This window comes from Antrihabitans stalactiti, assembly GCF_012932915.1.
GTDB classification, from domain to species: domain Bacteria; phylum Actinomycetota; class Actinomycetes; order Mycobacteriales; family Mycobacteriaceae; genus Antrihabitans; species Antrihabitans stalactiti.
This window is the reverse complement of record NZ_VCQU01000002.1, coordinates 303,043-318,979: the sequence shown is the minus strand read 5'-3', so window position 1 is coordinate 318,979 and position 15,937 is coordinate 303,043. Positions and strand designations below refer to the sequence as shown.

Genomic DNA, 15,937 nt, shown 5'->3' with positions numbered 1-15,937 from the left:
TGGATTGACAGGTCGTTACCTTACGTTTAACAGAGCGAGCTGGCCTGGGTTTTGCGTGCCTAGCTTCGCGCCCCCGCGACGTCGCGTTCGGGCCGAGTTTTCGCGCGCGCTCATCATCCAGAGGGTTGGAGCGCACAGACAGGGAGAACTCAAAGAGAATCTGAGCTTCGCCAAGGACACCGACGGCGCGTGCGCGATGCTCATGCACTCGATCATGGGCGCGGTCGCAGAGTTCGAACGGGCACTGATCTTGGAGCGCCAGCGCGAGGGAATCGCCATCGCCAAGACGAAGGGTGTCTACAAGGGCCGCAAGTCTTCCCTGACGCCCGACCGGGTAGCAGCGGTAGCCGAGCCGCCTCGCAGGCGGGGAGTCTGCCACAGCGCTCGCACGCGAGTTCGGCGTCTTGCGCGCGACGATCTACAACGTCACGTCGCGCTCCACGACCTAAGACGTTGCGCCGCTTGGACGTTCTTCTGTCGCCGGAACACGCCGTTCGTCGTACAGCCTGTCCGCTCGTTGCAGGATCGCCACGGTGATGCCCAGGACCTGCGCCAGCGGGTGGTAGCTCGGCGTGAAGGTCGCAGTGGCCGAGCCGGACCCAGTCGACTGCGTGTCTGTCGCAGCGGTGACCGCTGTGAACGCCCAGAACTTTCCGTGCGACATTCCGCTGCAGGTGCGCCACGCGGCCTCGACCGACTTGGACGTTCCCCAGTTTTCGTCGATGTCCTTAATCACTGCGGAGTATCCGTGCCACTTGCACCGTTGCGCGTCGAGTTCGCGCGTCGTCAGGATACTTTCAAAGCCGCGCTTGCGACTCTCGATTTCGTCCTCCGCGCCTGCGATACCGCGCGAGCGCAGCGCGTTTCCCAATTCCTTGCCGTCGTCCTCTTCGATCGCCGCACGGCGTTCGAGCCTCTGGATCGAGGCATCGGGCTTGAGCAGCCACACAGCCGTCGCCGCAGTCTCCAACGCACCCCGCACGAGTAGGTACGGGACGAACGGCTGAAGTCCTGTCTGCAAGAGCTGATGCAACGCCCGCAGGCAGTCCTCGCTGTGCCTGAGTGATCGATTCACGCTCGACGCGACGAGAAGTTCCGGCATGGTGTCGTGATCGAGCTGCAAGGCACTGCCTGGCAAGACCTCGTACTTTTCGCCCTTCACCTTCGTTGCGATCGGGCCCACCGCTTGCAACAAGGCGTCAATTCGGTCGAACGCCGCGACTTCTTTCGCTTCGTGTGCGTCAATCGCTGCTTGATCTGGCGGTGGTCCGGGTTGCGAGGGGGTGGCGGTCACTCGCGGATCGTACGCACACAGGTCGATCGAATGTCGCGGAGCAGCACAAATTCCTAGTTGCGATGTGCTCTTTGTTGACACGACCGATGGGCACATCTAGCTCCGGTCGTCCGAGAATTCGAAGGACGCCGACTGCTGCGCCATGTACGCCTTGTGCTCATCGAACGGGAACAAGTACGGCGTCATGACCGATTCCGTGCGCCGGATGCGCGGCATCGCCTTGTGCAGCCAACCGATCATCCACGCCAGCGGTACATGGGTCGAGAAGGAGGTCCAGCCCGTCAACGGAGGCTGGCCCAGCAGGATTGGGCCCTGGCCTGAGCGCAGATTCCAGCACACGGACTCTCCCAACACGAACACTGCGTCGACCGCATGTTGGGCTGGCCCATCCTTGCCGTCGGGCGGTTCGACTAGTGGAGCTAGCGTCAGAATCTCGCGAATCGTGGGCATGGCGATTCTGTTCTCCAACGCGACCACGAAGTACGGTGGTAGACAAAGTGTTTTAGCTTGATATTCGGGACTCTGATTCGTGACCACGTCTCCCTTGATCGGTGTCGTCCGAAGTCGCTTCACCTTCGATGCCGATTCGATGATCTCTCTGAGGTTCGTGGTAGTCAGGATCGACTTGACTTCGCCGACTGCTGCCACACCATCGAAAATGTGTGGTCCTGGCTCGTCGTTGGGGTAGCGGATGGGGTGCTCGTCGTTCGTGACGATGATGTCGACCTGGCCGGTACCGTCGCCGAACGCGTCGTAGATCTCGCCGTGGCCGACATCGAGGTGTCGAGGCAGGTACTTGCGCAACGTATCCCGCGTTGCAGCTTCGACCGCCGAGCCTTTGTTGCCCTTGTGTTCCATGCCTGCTCGGGCCTCTTCGAGGCTATGCGCGAGCCTGCGCTCGACAATTCCGAGCACGTCCTCGAAGCGGGTTCGCAGTATCGGATCTTCTGGCGCGTCGGTCACCACGGCGACGGTACTCGAACAGCATTCAGCTGAGCTCCGATCGCGCACAGGACCGCGCGTGTCCTAGCGCAAACCCGTCCACCTTCATAGACTTTGGCTCATGGTCGTGAAAGAGATGCTCGACAAGTGCCCCCTCGATGGTTCGCTGCCCGACGGCACCTGCCGGTACGTCGGTCGGGCAGACCGTGGGAAGTGGGGCACCGTCTGCAAGAAGCACGCCGACAGGATCGATAAGTACGGCGATCCGTATGCAAGTCCCTTACCTGGAGACAGTAAGGAACCTTCGTTTGAAGAGATCATGCGGCGGCGCCTTCACGGCGATCTGAATCGCAACGCCGACTAGCGATCGGGGCGCGTGACGGCCTACGCAGGACTTTGGACGCCGATGGGACTACCCCGTAACCCCTTTCGGCAGAGGCTCGTTCATGACCACCGTCGAACCGTTCCAGGTGTAGGTGATCGTCACCGGACCGCCCTCCGGGCAGCAGAACGCCTCGTCGCCGACGAGCCACTTGTACTCGACGCCGACTGTGTCGTCGTCTGCCTCCACCACCTGCGTGAATGGGTACGGCTCCGATGTTGCTGTGCCCAAGTACTTCCCGTCGTGAAAGAACAGGACGTGGTTCGGGGCGGCAGCAGAGTTTCCGCCTGACGCAGATAGCCAGAGCAGATCTGGACACGCTCCCCCTTGCGCATCGCTACTGTTGTCGATCGTCCAATCACCGTTAAGACTCGCGAGTGCGTTCCGGACTCCGGTCGACGTCGGGTCGAGGCAAAGCCCGTTCCCGCTGATTTGCGGTCCGGAATTTGTCGTCGGCCGGGACGGTGCGCTGCTTGGTGTCGGCGCGCCGACTGTGGTCGACGCCTCCGTTTGTGAAGATGTGTCGCCTGGGGAGCTGCTCGGCGCCGGGAGCGCCGAGGTTGCCACCGCTGCAACACTGACTTCGACGGTCATCTTGCGCGGCGAGAGCGTCAAATGGGCTAAGTCTTCGCGGTCTTTCACTTCGAATAGCTTCGTCTTGGGAACGTCGGGAGTGAACGTCAAAGCGGTCACGTTCCCTGGGTTTCGCAGGATCACCCAGCCATCAGCCGTGGTGTTGTCCGTCAAGTAGTTGTCGACGAACCCCGGAAACTGCTGGTCGCATCCGTCGAGGCCCGGGCCCCAACCGGCGCTGTTCACCACCTGCTGCTCAGCGCCGTCAACGGTGGCGGTGAAGTCGCTTGCTCCAACGATCGGGCCGAAGTGGTCAGCCGTCGTGACTCGCAATTTGACGCCGATGGCGGGTACTTTCTGGTTATCGTCGTCGAGATAGACGCAGTGCTCCGGTACCGCGACAACCTCCTTTACGGCGACTTCGAGGATGCGCGTGCCGTCGGACGTGAATGTGACGGTCTCGCCGATCTTTACCGGACCGTCGCTTAAAGACGAGGACTCGCTGCACCCTGCCGCAGCGAACGCAATCGCGGCCGCGAAAATTGCAATAACAACTCGCATAATGCCCCCACTTATTTCTGGTCCGACCGGGCCTTCTTATCAGACCAAGCAGACAAGCGGGTCATTCTCGCGTACGTGAGATAGCGCAGGAAAGCCCTCAGCCGCCCTACTCGGTCGGGTTTGCGTTTGTCGGTGCGCGAGAGGCCAAAATGATTCCTCGCAGCTCCTCGGGCGTCTTCCAGCTCGGCCCACGGTGAATCATCTGGTGGCAGTTAGCGCAGAGAAGTACGAGGTGCTCGAGAGTGGTTTCCACCTCGCCGGAAAAATGGAGCGGGACAACATGATGAACGTGTATGAATCCCGCACCCAGTTCGCCGTAGACAACTTCGAAGTCGAAATCACATGTCTCACAAGCGATCGTGCCGCGCCGCTCCCTTGCCTGCACCATCTTTTCGCTTCGGAGTGCACCGCTTCGCTCCCGCGTCTTGACAAGACGCTGCCGAACGCGACCCTCGACCGCCTGCGTCAGCGCGTCGGGTGAATCGACATCCGACGGAGCCCCGTCCGGCGTCCCGACCAAGCCATCTGAGTCCCCTAATCCGAGAGACCCACTCGCCCACAGTTCTTGCGCGTTCGCGTGCATTTGGTCCGGGTTCGCGACGAACGCCGCGGCCATCTGCGCAGTCAGTTCGCCGCCCTTCTTCGTCGGTTGGCCCTGCCCAACCCGATCAGGGTGTGCGGTTCTGAGATCTTCGAGTTTGTGGTGCACGCTTGAAGAACTACGAAAGTCATCGATGTACAGGGAGATTGGTGACTGCGACCGCAAGAAACTCGATAGTGCGGCGACCCGGTCGTCCGACTCTCGCAGTGGTTGCCACGCATTGAGGTGCAAGAGATCGCATGCGAGCAGCAACTCATCCCACTGCCATTTGTCGTCGCCTGTCACTTCGAAGCCCAGATCGCGGAATCGCTTGACTAACGCTTCGCCGCCTGTGAAGTCATCCCACTCGAGGCGCTCGTCGGTGGCGTATCTGTGAGCGACACCAGCGATTGCCTTGCTGTCGTATCCACGTCCGTTGTGCATCAAGTAGAACTTGCGGGCTTGCTTGAAGTTGCTGTCCTGAAGGAACGCCGTGCGACCGACCCGATCACACTCTGCGATCGCCTGCAAAACCGAGCGACGATCGAACTGCGGTCGTGTTGTTGGCACACCCGGACTTTAGTCGTTGACGCGACGCGGCGAGTGCGGTCAGCGTGTGCAGCCTTGCGCGGTTCTGGCAGGGAACCGAGGAACGTCACGCGCGCGCCATGCTCCACGAGCGCGTCGACCATGCGCATGCATGCGTGTGTATGTGGTGTGTTCAGGCTGAGTGCCTTCGCACCCGCGCAGGCGCACGCGCGAGGTCGAAGGGAGCCGAGGTCTCACGCGCGCGTCCCGCACGCGATCGGAGCAGTCGGGTCCACAGCAGTCAGGCTGAGGTCGACATCGGTTCGACCTGAGTCGAGCACCTTCGGTACCGAGCGACCACACACCTTCGGGTGTGGGGCTATGGCGTCTGTTGATCATCGATAGCGGTTTCGTATGTATGCGGGATGTCCAGACGGTCCAGCCACTGTCCTGCGAACGTCGTCACGCTGTCGCAGGCCCAGCGAGCACAGCCAGCGCTGAGGCATTTGTTAGGGAACCACGGATCGCCGATCGGTTGCGTGTTCTCGGTGAACGAGTTTGCGAGCTTCCGGTGGATCTTCGAAGACTTGTTCTGGTGCACGCTGGCTTCGTGCCAAGCGGGCTTGAAATGCACGAGGAAGTCCCGCAGCACGATTACCTTGTGCGCTTCCTTGTAGGCGATGTCGGCCTTCTGGAACTTCGTCTTGCCCGCGAATTCGAGGGCCTTGGCGTACTTGTGCATGAGTCTCGTGTGCACCACCGGAGTGGCCCCTTCGGTCGCTTCCCACTCGGCTTTGAGTTTTGGGATCACATCGGGTTCGAGGGGCTTCAGCAGTGCGCTGTAGTCCGGCATCACCGCGTCGGCGGCGTCGCTGTACACCTCGTTCACGAGCGCCTCCAGAAACGAGACGGCGAACTTGACGGCAGCCATGACGTAGGACCGGTGCGCGAGGTCCACCTTGTCCAACCCCTGCTCGGTGATTGCGGTCTCGCGTTCCTCGGCGAGACGAGCGAAGTGGCGAGCAGCCCACAGATGTTGAGCCGCCAAGGGCTCCCGCACCTTCACCCTCGCCGACAGCGCTCGCCCTCGCCCTTTCGCTGGCGGTGTCGGCACGATCACATCGTTGGAAGGCTCACCGTCGCTGGTCATGTGCCGATCGTGTCACGAAGTAGCGCAAAGCATTTAGTAATTACGGACCTTGCGTGTCTCTGTCAGCATCGCCTTCGACAAACCGGAATTCCAGGCCGTCCCAGTCGGCGGGGTCGGCGGAAGGCCGCAGAATTTCGATGGGCCGATCGCCGCGAAGAGTTCGCGTGCCGCGTCCGTTCGCTTGTACGTAATGCGCGTGTGCAACAAGCCATCCGCACTCGTGCAAACGCTTCGTCAGACCTTCGCGACTGACAACCTTCGGAGGTGGAGTGGGTGTCAGACCGGATCCGTGCACCGTGGGCGTCACCTCCAGCCGGTCGACGTCGAGTTCCACCATTTGAGCCGAGTGCGCCAACCGGTCGCGCATCTCTTTGCATTTGCGGAATACATGCGCGTAGTTCGAGAGATCGGTGTCGACTTGCCAGGCGGCAGCGACACCAGCGAGCAGTCGTGGGCGGAACCCGTCGTCGATCCGCTTCAGCACCCCTCTGTGGTCGAGCCAGAACTCGAGGTCTGGTGTCGTCCGTTTGAAGTACGCGCCAACCACCCAATCCACGGAGTGCTGCGTACGGGCGAACTCACGAATTAATTCGAGCCCCAGCGAGCGTATCGGTGCCGTAGCGGTGTCAAGGTCAGTCGTCATCAATTGATCGTGTCAAAACTGCGAACTAGCGCAACACAATTAGCAAACAAGGTACTCGCACCATCGGCTATCGAGCAGATCAGACCGTCACGAGTTCCTGCGCCCGCTGGCAGTCGAGCGCGCGTTGCACCTGCGGCGCATGCCATTTCGCCTTACCCACGCCGGTCGGAATGCCATCGGCCATGAGGCCCTCGGCGATCTTTCGCAGGCTCACACCGCTGTTCGCCTCGGAGATGATGCGGCGCAGCACGTCGTCTGGCACATTGGTCGGCTTGCCGAGCTTCACCCCAGCGGCCTTACGGACGGCCAGGGCATCGCGGGTGCGTTGCGAGATCAGTCCGCGCTCCAACTCTGAGAAGACCACCATCATGTGCGCGGCAGCGCGACCCTGCGGCGTGCTCATGTCGACCGCCATGTCGCAGGTGACGAAGTGCCAGCTCTTGCGCTCGGCTTCGACCAGCAAACGGCCCATATCGGCGACAGACCGGCTCACACGGTCCAGCTTGGCCGCGACCAGCATCGCCGCCTCACGGTTGCATACAGCGGCCAGAGCGGCAGACAGGCCGGTACGGCGCGCGGGAGCTACGCCACCGCTGACACCCTCATCGGTGTGCCAAGCAACGATCGTCCAACCTCGGCGGTCTGCCTCGGCTTGGATAGCAGCCCGCTGCGCCGCAAGGCCCGCGCCCGACTCGACCTGCTCGTCGGTACTGACGCGCGTGTAGGCAACGCAGGTGTTCGCGGGTGCGGTTGCGCGACTACGGCGACGCCGACCGGGGACTGCGGGAGCTTGGGAATCGGTAGCGGGCATGGCTCAAGTGTAACACTGACGGTCCACACTGTTACGAATTTGCGGACTTCCGAGTGCTTCGAGCACGGCTACCGCACCCTCCATACGGGCGACTTCGGTAGGCGAGGCTCCGATCTCGCCCCGCTCGATACTCGCCAGCACCACAGAGAACCGCTCGGCGATCTCACGAGCCGCAGACACTCGCTCTGCAGGCGTAAGCCCTCTGAATGCGTCATCGAGCGTGTCCAACATGCTCTCGATTGTCCCACCCTTACCGCCGAATGCGAGGGCCACGGTAGGAAGGGAATATGTGGATCACTGAGCCGGACGGTACTAAGACCGAGCTGAATACGCTTGCGCTAAAACGTGACAGCGCAATGTATCTGGGGGTGCAGCACCTGGCACCAGCAGCACAGCGCCCGGCTCGCACCAGGCGCTACCCGGCCACAGTCGAGGGCGTGCCCTTCACAACAACCACCCTGCGGTACGCAGCCACAGGCGAGCTGGCGTCCAGCACGCGCAGCAGATGGAGCAGACCCGAGTTGAGCTGGGCACTGGCGAAGCTGCGCCTGCACAGGCAAACACACGACATGTCATCGGCTTTGCCTACGTCGATGCGGGACATGTGGGCCGTGGCTCTGTTCGATCGCGATGACGATGACGTTTTGCAGACAGTGGTAGTGCATCCGACGATCGCCACCGAGGCCGACGTTGTGCAGGTCTTCGAACTCAGTGCGCGCCTTGCGGTCCGCAGGCAGTGGTCGAGCGACCTTGCGCACGAGCGCAGTCGGCTGCGGCTGGAGCGAACGTTCGCGGAGGACAGGGAGCTTCGGTTGGCGTAGAGCTGGGCCGCTCAGGGCAGCGCGGTCAGACTTCGGAGACTATTACGGCGAAGGCTTCCGGCAGGCAAAGTGAACCACGGAGATCAAAAAGCACCGTTGTGCTAATCAGGGACCGAATCCCACACTCGCGCAGCACCACTCGGCTGTACAGTCAGCCAGCGCCGAACGCAGCACCTAGCCGGTCGTACTGCTCGTCGGTGAGACGCCCCATGTTATAGGCGTGGCCTACTACGGCGAACGAGTCGTCGTCGTACGCGCGAGCGTCGTTCTCGTCTGCCGGACCGCGTACCGCGACTCGGAACTTTTTCTGGCTCAGTGCAGCAGCTACTTGCTCGGTGGTCATCTCCCCGGCGACGAGCTTCTCCACGAGCTGCCGCACCGTCGGCTTGCCTACGAGTCGGTCTCGGAAGTTCGCGCGCTCCACGTCCCAGTTGTGCTGGACGCTGTGGCGCACCTGGTCCCAGATCTGCGCGGTGTCAGCAGGCCAACTTTCTTCGTGCAAGGGGTCGAGGCTGAAAGCCGAACAGAGCGTTTCGCGTCTCCACTCGGTTTCGCTCAGCTCGCCTTGCTCGAACTCTTTCCACCGTGCGGTGATCCGATCCATTTCGGCGTCCCACGCTGCCTGATGTTCGGCGGTCCAGTCCTCGCTGTAGTCGCTGTAGCCGCACTTATTTTCCAAGCAGAACGGCAGGTATGCCTCGCCGATCGCGGCGTGCAATCCGGCTTTAAGCGCGATCCAACGCGCGTCAGTAGTTTCTTCTTTCATTCGGAAGGTCTCGCTTTCCTGGGGCGCAGAAGCCCACAAGACTATATTACACTTGTGCTAAACGAAGACCCTGCGCTTTCCACCTGTCGGAGCGGAAGCGTTTCCGCACCGAACAATGGCGATTATTTGGAGCTCGTTTGCAACATAACTGCAGCTCAGGAGCATATGACAACGCGTGTTTGTCAATTAGCAATTAAGGCCGGTCTGTCAATTAGCAATTAACGGTTGGGCTTGACAACACACGCGGAGTAATCCATTCTCGCGCGGGCGCAAAAATGGCTCTACGATCACGATCATGATCAGCGCGAACAGCAACTACGACACCGGAGACTTTCTCGCTGAGCCGATACCGAAACAACTGCCGCAAGGTCACCCGTTGCGAATTCTGGCGTTCGTCACGAGCAGCAAGCGCGGCCCGAGCGCGCTGCAGTGGGAACTTCTGAGCGAGGCCCCGCTTGGTCCGTACCGACCGGCACTCGTAGAGCTGCGCAAAGACGTAAGAAAGCTCTTCGAAGACGGCTTCAAATGGCGTAGTCCCGAGATCGAGGAGCGCACTGCGCGCGCCGTCGAAGAGCTGGCAGCGGTCGCGCCTGACGCCGAGTTCGCGCCCGGACCGACGCCGTTGCAGGCGTTCGTTGCCAAACGCCTTCAGGCCGGACCGAGACGCCAGCGCCGTTGGGACGAGAAGCGGCTGGAACGGATGATCCGCAGCGAAGAGAACACAGCTCGCAACCGAGCGCGCTACGCGCCGAAACCATAAGGAATACAAAGTGACTACTCAGTACTACGACACCGCAGAGACGACGGCGCGGCTTCTGTCGCGAATCGTCAAGAACTCGGGAGTGGAGCCGACCGAGCGAGTCGCGAAAACACTCGCCGAGCTGGCCAAGATTACCGCCGATGAGAGGCGGATGCTCGCCGAGATCGCTGGCGAAGAGTCCGAGATGCAAGACCTCTGCGATGTCGTGGCCGATCGCTACGTCGCGGGCGAAACCAACGCCGACGAGCTGTTGCAACAGCTCGCGTTGAAGGCGCGCATCACCGGAAAAGAGCGCAGGCGAGCGTCCAACCAGATCACCTTCCGTACCTCGCGGGCAGCGGGCTCGGCGTTGAAGAAGCTCGGCGACGGGATGATCACCGACATCTTCGGTCCGTGGTGCGCCTCGGCTGTCCGTGCCGTCGAGTCTGGTGCGCCGCTCGTGGTCGAGGGTGGGCAGGCGGGCGTCTGGGAGGCAGTCAACTGGAGCCGCGAACTGACTGACTGGAAAGAGCACGTCCAGAAGTTCGAGAAGGCCGGTTTGATGACTGCCGGGACCGCGCGCTTTGCTGCCGTGCTCCGGATCGGCGAGCTGCGAGAGGAACTCGACAAGGTCTGGGCTCAGGTGCAAGACCTTCGCACTCGTGGGTACCTCACGGCGAGCGACGATCCGACCTTCGACCCTCGGCGGTACCGCTGGGCTCGACCCGATCGACTGCCTGACGCCGAGAACGAGTACGTGCACGAGGCGCTGTGGCTCTCGCAGGCGCTCGTCAACGGTGCCGAGCCGTGCGTCCGGACCGCCCACGAGGCGATTGCGAGGCAGCCGGTCAGCTGACGGTGCGAACTGAGCGCACCCGACGCAGCTTTCGGCTCCGTCCGCAGAGCGTCCGCAGGACAGTCGGCGACAGCCGTGACCAACCAACGAAACCAACGAACAAAATGCCTGGTCAACCGCCCGCGAGATGGCCGACCTCGGCATTGTTTCCGCAGGTACGAATTCGAGCTCTACTACGACGTCTAAGTCGTAAGCAGGCAGACGAGCCCACCCGTTCCGCAACCGCGGAACGGGTGGGCTCGTTTTGGGTGTGTGTACGTTGAAACGATGACGTCCCTTCGAAATTCGGTCCTGGTGAGCGGTTTAGCGGTGGCAGGCTTGATCGGTGCGGCGTCTCCCGCAGCAGCCGATCAAACGCAAGACAGGTGGGTCAACCTGCGTGACACTGTGACCGTCGCCGACGGAATCGCCTGCGGCGGCCGTATCGGTGGCGTCACGGTCGCGACGGACAGCCTCCCAGGGCAGCTGTACATCCGACTCAATGCGACGTTCGTCGGCATTTCCGCGCCGCCCGGAGTTGTGTGTTCTGTCCTCGCCACCGTCGGGTGGCGCAATCTCGAGACCGGCGCAACCGGGTCGTGGTCCACGGTCGCAGCAGGAAGCCCCGTCGATTTTCCGGCGGAGCCGAACACTCACCTTCAAACAGGGTCGGGACGGGTCGAACTCACCTTGACGACCACTCGTCCGCACCTACCGAGCGTTACCGCGGTCAACGTCTACTGACGTCGACGCGCTGTCGGTCAGGCCGCGAGTAGAGCGAGTTCGTCCGCAACGAGCTCTACGGCTTCGGCCTCGGTCAATCCGCCGAACAGGTGATTTGTGAACATGCTCGCTGTATCGCCTCGACAAGCGATTGTGTTGCACACGATCTTGTGTCGACGAACTGTCTATTACGCACCGCGATCGGACACAGCTTCGACGCGGTTCCGTCCGGGGGCACTCAGACCGCTGAACACCTCGGCGAGCACGTCGGCCAAGTCGGCCTCTCGGGCCGCACCGAGCACTGCCGCCAGTCTGTCGTCGTCGATCGCGGCGAGCATCGCGTCCAGGCTCTCGGTGGACTCGGCGAAGAGATAGACAGCCAGCAGGTCGGCCGGGTCTTCGATCAACTCGGCCGATGCTTGCACCTGATCCTGGGTTGCCGCCTCGACGAGCCGGGAGATCGTGACGAGATCTCGACGCTCCACCAACTCGGTCATCACGGGGACCAAGATCGACAGTTCGATCCCCTTGATCAACGGGCCCGACGTTCGCGGATTGACGTAGGGCGTCACGTCGGCGACGAACTTCATCGGCAGATGGGCGATCATGCTCGCGGCGCGCTCGGCGGCGATTTCGGATGCGACGGCGCCACACAGCATGGGACCGAAGAACCGGGTGGCGATCGTCGCGGCGAGCGCAACGGGGACGAGCGCACTCGCTCGGGCGAGTCGGCGGAACATAGGCCGATGTGGTTCGTCCAGGCTGGCCGCGATCCTGTACCGAATGGTGCGCACGGCCTCCGGTGACGAGCCAGCCAAGAACGCGAACTCCGATGGGTCCGTACCGAGTTCGCGCGCCAGCTTGGTGATCTCGGCTTCGGTGATCGAGTGCGTCACGAGAACAGCACCTTCCGGACGACAGGACGGAGCAATCGCGGCAACACACCAAGGCCACCGTCGATGGCGGTGTTCAGGTCCTTCTCGCGAGCGTCGCGGGCTCGCTCGTACAGGTCGGCGAATTTCGCCAAGTCAGCAGTCGAGATTTCGCCGAGGGCCTCGACCTCGCTTCGGTCGATCCCGGTCGCATCGCAAAATCTGTCGGCGCTCACTGTCCCACTCTCACTGTTGCACTGCTCTGACTGATCCGTAGTTCTTCTCGACGACGGCTGCGGCGAAGGCCGCTTGTTGCTCGGTCGTCAGCGCGCGAACCGTTCCCATCGACCTCGCTCGCAAATAGACTTCGGCAGCCCATTCGAGCAGCCGCGCGGAGTCGAGCGCAGCGTCGAGGCTGGGACCGTAGGTGATCGCACCATGGTTCGCCATCAGTGCTGCCGACTTGCCGTCGAGTGCAGCGACAACGGTGTCGGCAAGCTCCTGCGAGCCGAAGGTGACATACGGCGCGACCCGCACGGACCCGCCGAACGCGAGCATTTGGTAATGGACGCAAGGCAATTCGTCGACGACGCATCCCACAGCTACGCAGGTCGGCGCATGCGTGTGGACGACCGCCCTGGCGTCGAACTTCCGGTAGATGTCGAGGTGCAGCGCAATCTCCGACGTCGGCGCCAAGCCGCCGGCGACGACGGCGCCGTCGAGATCCACGACAGTGACCTGCTCGGCGGTGATCGACTCGAACTTCGAGCCCGTCGCAGTGACGGCTATCGAATCGCCGACTCGAACGCTCACATTGCCTGCGGTCCCGAGCACCAGCCCGTCGGCCGCCAATCCTCGGCACGCTCGCGCGACCTCGTCACGCGTGTTGCGCACCTCATCGGACACCATGGTGCGAAATCTTAGAGGCACCCTGATGTACCTCCAGTTCATATGGGTCGACAACGATGGCTGAGTGGTCAGCATCGCACTCGCCGTCGTTGCGGCCTTTCTGTTCGCGATGTCGGCTGCGCTGCAGCAATCGGCAGCCCGGACCGCGGCGCTCGCCCGACCAGGTCGCAATCGATTCATCGCGGCCTTCGAACTACTGGGCACCCTGTTGCGTGATCGAATCTGGCTCGCAGGATTCGCTGCGGCCCTCTCGGGTTTTGCCGCACACGTGCTGGCACTGCGTCTCGGCTCGATCCCGACCGTTCAGGCGGTACTCGTCGTACAACTCCTGTTCGCATTGCCGTTCGCAGCGGTCCGTTGCAAGTCGTGGCCGCTTGTTCGCGACTGGTTGGGCACGGCGTTGGTCTGCGGCGGTTTGGTCGCACTCGTGACTCAGGGTGTGCCTCGCGGCGAGGTCCGGCCGCAGCTCTTGCCGATTGCGGCGGCTCTCGCGGCGACGGCAATCGGTGTCCTCGTCGTCGTAGCGCGTGTGGTGGGCCACCGCCAACAAACGCGGTCAGCGCTCGTCGCGATCGCCGCGGGCTGTTGTTTCACGACGACGGCGGTCGCCGTCTATTTGACCGCGGCCAACCTTCCACACGTGAGTTGGGCCCTGCCGTGCATCGGAGTCTCGACAATCGTCGGTGGACTGCTCGTGCAGGAAGCGTTCGCGAGCGGCTCGCTGCCGACCGCGCTCACCGCCATGACGATCACCGACCCTGTGCTGAGCTATGCCGCCGGCGTCACGTTGTTCGCCGTGGCGACAACAGCGAGTCCCGCAATACTCGTGTTCGCAGCGGCGCTCGTCATCACCGGCGTTGTGCTGCTTGCCAATTCACCGACTCTTCATGACGAGTCAGATCGGAGTACAGCGCCAACAGACGCTCGATAGTCGCCGACCATGGATATCGCTGCGCGGTTACGCGCGCCGCCTTCCGCCGCTGCACCTCGGGCACGGTCAGCAGCGCCCGGACCCCTCGCGCCAACCCCATCGGCGATCCGTCGGTCACCGCTCCGGACCCGACGTCACCGACCAACTCGGGTGCCGCGCCCTCGCTGGGGACGACGATCGGCGTTCCGCACGCCAACGATTCGAGCAATGCCAGTCCGAACGTTTCGGCAGGTGAAGGAAACACCGCGATATCGGCAGCGCCCACCATGCTCGCAATCGTCTCGCGGCTCGCGATGTGGCCTGCGAACGTCACAGGAAGTCCATCGGCCAGCGCTTCGATGCGGGACCGCAGGGGTCCGTCACCGATCATCGTCAGTTCGGCGTCGACGCCGTCGGCACACAGAATCCGCAGCGCTTCGACGGCCAGGTCGGCGTTCTTCTCCCCCGACAGTCGGCTGAGCGTCACCAACTTCACCGGGCCCGGCGCGGACTTCCCTAGTCGTGGCCGAAACACGTCCAGGTCGACGCCGAGCGGGATTCGACTGACGTTCGTCGCTCCAACACGGGCGAATTCGGCGGCGGCGAAGTTCGACGTCACAACGATCTCGTCGGCTCGCCTGCTCAGCCGACTGTTGGAGGCGTTTGCGAGCGCGACGAGTGGGAACCAGTCAGGTACGCGGGTCCGGAGTATCGCGTCGATCCGCTCGTGCGAGAACAAGACCAGCGGCACCCCGCGCCTACGCGCCCACGGGGCAAGCCACGCGACGCTGAGCTTGTCACTGACCTCGAGGACGTCAGGTTGTTCCTCGTCGAGTAGTCGGCACGTTTGCCGACTGGTCAGCACGTGATAGGTCTTCGACCAGAAGAATTGTGGGCTGCTCAGCGTGACCCGCCGCCCCGCTGGAGTGTCTTCGGTCGCGTAGGCGTCGCCCGGAACAACCAGCACGCGCTCGTGGCCCGCGTCCAGATACCCGCGTCCGAGTTCGTCGACGGTGGTTCTGAGGCCGCCGGACGTCGGTGTGTAGAAATTGGCCAGCTGCACGATCTTCAACGGGCGACCACCGCGTCGTAGGTGGTCGCTGTCGCTCCCGCCGCGAGTGCACGCTCGATTGTTCGCAGCGTGGTGTCGCGTAAGCCGGGCTGCCGCAGGTCGTCGGGGTGCAGTGCGAGTCGAACCAGGCCGCCGCGGGCAGCATTGCGCTGCGCGACCCTGCTGAACATCGCCTCCCCGAACTGCTCGGTCCAGCCGCCGCCGGGTCGGTGCGACAACGCGAAGCCGCGATGCAGCCGTCCGGACCGCAGGTCTTTCACGCCGAAGTGGTTCGTCGTATGGGTGAATCCTGCGCGTCGCAACGCGCGTTCGGCGGCAGGCGACGCGAGCCAACCGGGCGGTGTGAAGCCCGTGGTAGCCAGTCCAGCCCGAGACATGACCGCTCGACCCGCCGAAATCCGCTCGCCAGCCTGGTATTCGTCGAGCGCCGCGAATTCGGCGGCCCCGCGCGCGACCAGTCGGCCGACTGTCCTGCGCAGCGCCGAACCCTCGGGTCCGGCGGCATGCGCCCAACCATGCGCGACGATCTCGTCACCCCCAGCTCGCCGTTTCTGCAACTGGCTTGCGAAGTCGGGAGTGTCGTCGAGGCACATCCCCCGCCACGGACCTGGAATGACCAGCAGCGAAACCGGGATACCCAGCGCGTCGGCGTCTGCGCACCATCGAGCCGTTTCGTCGGCGCTCGCCGGCGCCACGTCGTGCACGCTCACAACCAACCGTGCGGACCCGTCGGCCATCCCTCGCTCCCCTGACTCGTGGACCAGAGCGGCGACGGTAACACCGGCGGATTGCCGGGGGCTGAACAAATATCGTCGAGGTGGGTGGA

At 63.0% G+C, this 15,937-nt stretch carries 19 protein-coding genes; 6 read left to right on the top strand and 13 right to left on the bottom strand.

Going from position 1 to position 15,937, the window contains the following annotated elements; genetic code table 11:
- Positions 1 to 445 precede the first annotated feature (445 nt).
- Together FGL95_RS07265 and FGL95_RS07260 are read right to left on the bottom strand one after the other, a co-directional pair.
- Entirely contained in the window at positions 446 to 1,294 is an 849-nt protein-coding gene (locus tag FGL95_RS07265; protein ID WP_169585547.1) for a hypothetical protein, read from the bottom strand.
- Positions 1,295 to 1,390: 96 nt separating this feature from the next.
- Positions 1,391 to 2,257, bottom strand: coding sequence for a DUF6602 domain-containing protein (locus FGL95_RS07260; protein WP_169585546.1), 867 nt, complete (start codon positions 2,255 to 2,257; stop codon positions 1,391 to 1,393).
- Positions 2,258 to 2,357: 100 nt separating this feature from the next.
- Here FGL95_RS07260 and FGL95_RS07255 point away from each other — a divergent pair, with 100 nt between their 5' ends.
- Positions 2,358 to 2,600 carry a hypothetical protein gene (locus FGL95_RS07255; protein ID WP_169585545.1) on the top strand — a complete coding sequence of 81 codons (243 nt, stop codon included), beginning with the start codon at positions 2,358 to 2,360 and terminating at the stop codon, positions 2,598 to 2,600.
- Between the two features lie 48 nt (positions 2,601 to 2,648).
- Here the strand turns inward: FGL95_RS07255 and FGL95_RS07250 are convergent, their stop codons facing one another.
- The 5 genes from FGL95_RS07250 to FGL95_RS07230 all read right to left on the bottom strand — a co-directional run bounded on the left by FGL95_RS07250 (position 2,649) and on the right by FGL95_RS07230 (position 7,464).
- Positions 2,649 to 3,752: an LppP/LprE family lipoprotein gene (locus FGL95_RS07250; protein WP_169585544.1), complete on the bottom strand. Its 1,104-nt coding sequence runs from the start codon at positions 3,750 to 3,752 to the stop codon at positions 2,649 to 2,651.
- Positions 3,753 to 3,858: 106 nt separating this feature from the next.
- Positions 3,859 to 4,902 carry a ScoMcrA-related endonuclease gene (locus FGL95_RS32880; RefSeq protein ID WP_169585543.1) on the bottom strand — a complete coding sequence of 348 codons (1,044 nt, stop codon included), beginning with the start codon at positions 4,900 to 4,902 and terminating at the stop codon, positions 3,859 to 3,861.
- 337 nt (positions 4,903 to 5,239) lie between these two features.
- Positions 5,240 to 6,010 carry a hypothetical protein gene (locus tag FGL95_RS07240; protein WP_169585542.1) on the bottom strand — a complete coding sequence of 257 codons (771 nt, stop codon included), beginning with the start codon at positions 6,008 to 6,010 and terminating at the stop codon, positions 5,240 to 5,242.
- Positions 6,011 to 6,050: 40 nt separating this feature from the next.
- Positions 6,051 to 6,653, bottom strand: a complete 603-nt coding sequence (locus tag FGL95_RS07235) for a hypothetical protein (protein WP_169585541.1) — start codon at positions 6,651 to 6,653, stop codon at positions 6,051 to 6,053.
- Between the two features lie 79 nt (positions 6,654 to 6,732).
- The gene (locus FGL95_RS07230; protein ID WP_169585540.1) at positions 6,733 to 7,464 is read right to left on the bottom strand and encodes a recombinase family protein; all 732 of its coding nucleotides are present in this window, start codon (positions 7,462 to 7,464) and stop codon (positions 6,733 to 6,735) included.
- A gap of 287 nt (positions 7,465 to 7,751) precedes the next feature.
- On the opposite strand from FGL95_RS07230, the gene FGL95_RS07225 reads away from it, so the two are divergent.
- A complete protein-coding gene (locus FGL95_RS07225; protein WP_169585539.1) occupies positions 7,752 to 8,285 on the top strand; it encodes a hypothetical protein in 534 nt (177 codons plus the stop codon).
- A gap of 151 nt (positions 8,286 to 8,436) precedes the next feature.
- On the opposite strand, the gene FGL95_RS07220 is transcribed toward FGL95_RS07225, so the two are convergent.
- Positions 8,437 to 9,051 carry a hypothetical protein gene (locus FGL95_RS07220; RefSeq protein ID WP_169585538.1) on the bottom strand — a complete coding sequence of 205 codons (615 nt, stop codon included), beginning with the start codon at positions 9,049 to 9,051 and terminating at the stop codon, positions 8,437 to 8,439.
- A 295-nt stretch (positions 9,052 to 9,346) separates the two neighbouring features.
- Here FGL95_RS07220 and FGL95_RS07215 point away from each other — a divergent pair, with 295 nt between their 5' ends.
- The 3 genes from FGL95_RS07215 to FGL95_RS07205 all read left to right on the top strand — a co-directional run bounded on the left by FGL95_RS07215 (position 9,347) and on the right by FGL95_RS07205 (position 11,369).
- A complete protein-coding gene (locus FGL95_RS07215; protein ID WP_169585537.1) occupies positions 9,347 to 9,811 on the top strand; it encodes a hypothetical protein in 465 nt (154 codons plus the stop codon).
- 10 nt (positions 9,812 to 9,821) lie between these two features.
- Positions 9,822 to 10,646, top strand: coding sequence for a hypothetical protein (locus FGL95_RS07210; protein ID WP_169585536.1), 825 nt, complete (start codon positions 9,822 to 9,824; stop codon positions 10,644 to 10,646).
- Positions 10,647 to 10,913: 267 nt separating this feature from the next.
- Positions 10,914 to 11,369 carry a hypothetical protein gene (locus tag FGL95_RS07205; RefSeq protein WP_169585535.1) on the top strand — a complete coding sequence of 152 codons (456 nt, stop codon included), beginning with the start codon at positions 10,914 to 10,916 and terminating at the stop codon, positions 11,367 to 11,369.
- 167 nt (positions 11,370 to 11,536) lie between these two features.
- Here FGL95_RS07205 and FGL95_RS07200 read toward each other — a convergent pair whose 3' ends face one another.
- From FGL95_RS07200 to FGL95_RS07190, 3 genes are read right to left on the bottom strand one after another with little or no spacing between them, the layout of a single operon-like run.
- Positions 11,537 to 12,244, bottom strand: a complete 708-nt coding sequence (locus FGL95_RS07200) for a hypothetical protein (RefSeq protein ID WP_169585534.1) — start codon at positions 12,242 to 12,244, stop codon at positions 11,537 to 11,539.
- Entirely contained in the window at positions 12,241 to 12,456 is a 216-nt protein-coding gene (locus FGL95_RS07195) for a hypothetical protein (protein ID WP_169585533.1), read from the bottom strand. Before FGL95_RS07195 ends, FGL95_RS07200 begins: the two co-directional genes overlap by 4 nt.
- A gap of 10 nt (positions 12,457 to 12,466) precedes the next feature.
- Entirely contained in the window at positions 12,467 to 13,129 is a 663-nt protein-coding gene (locus FGL95_RS07190; RefSeq protein WP_169585532.1) for a class II aldolase/adducin family protein, read from the bottom strand.
- Between the two features lie 64 nt (positions 13,130 to 13,193).
- On the opposite strand from FGL95_RS07190, the gene FGL95_RS07185 reads away from it, so the two are divergent.
- Positions 13,194 to 14,060 carry a DMT family transporter gene (locus tag FGL95_RS07185; protein WP_338079745.1) on the top strand — a complete coding sequence of 289 codons (867 nt, stop codon included), beginning with the start codon at positions 13,194 to 13,196 and terminating at the stop codon, positions 14,058 to 14,060.
- On the opposite strand, the gene FGL95_RS07180 is transcribed toward FGL95_RS07185, so the two are convergent.
- Together FGL95_RS07180 and FGL95_RS07175 are read right to left on the bottom strand one after the other, a co-directional pair.
- Positions 13,978 to 15,102 carry a glycosyltransferase gene (locus tag FGL95_RS07180; protein WP_338079777.1) on the bottom strand — a complete coding sequence of 375 codons (1,125 nt, stop codon included), beginning with the start codon at positions 15,100 to 15,102 and terminating at the stop codon, positions 13,978 to 13,980. The two genes, FGL95_RS07185 and FGL95_RS07180, sit on opposite strands and share 83 nt — an antisense overlap.
- 5 nt (positions 15,103 to 15,107) lie before the next feature.
- A complete protein-coding gene (locus FGL95_RS07175; protein WP_169585530.1) occupies positions 15,108 to 15,848 on the bottom strand; it encodes a DUF2334 domain-containing protein in 741 nt (246 codons plus the stop codon).
- Between the last annotated feature and the right edge of the window lie 89 nt (positions 15,849 to 15,937).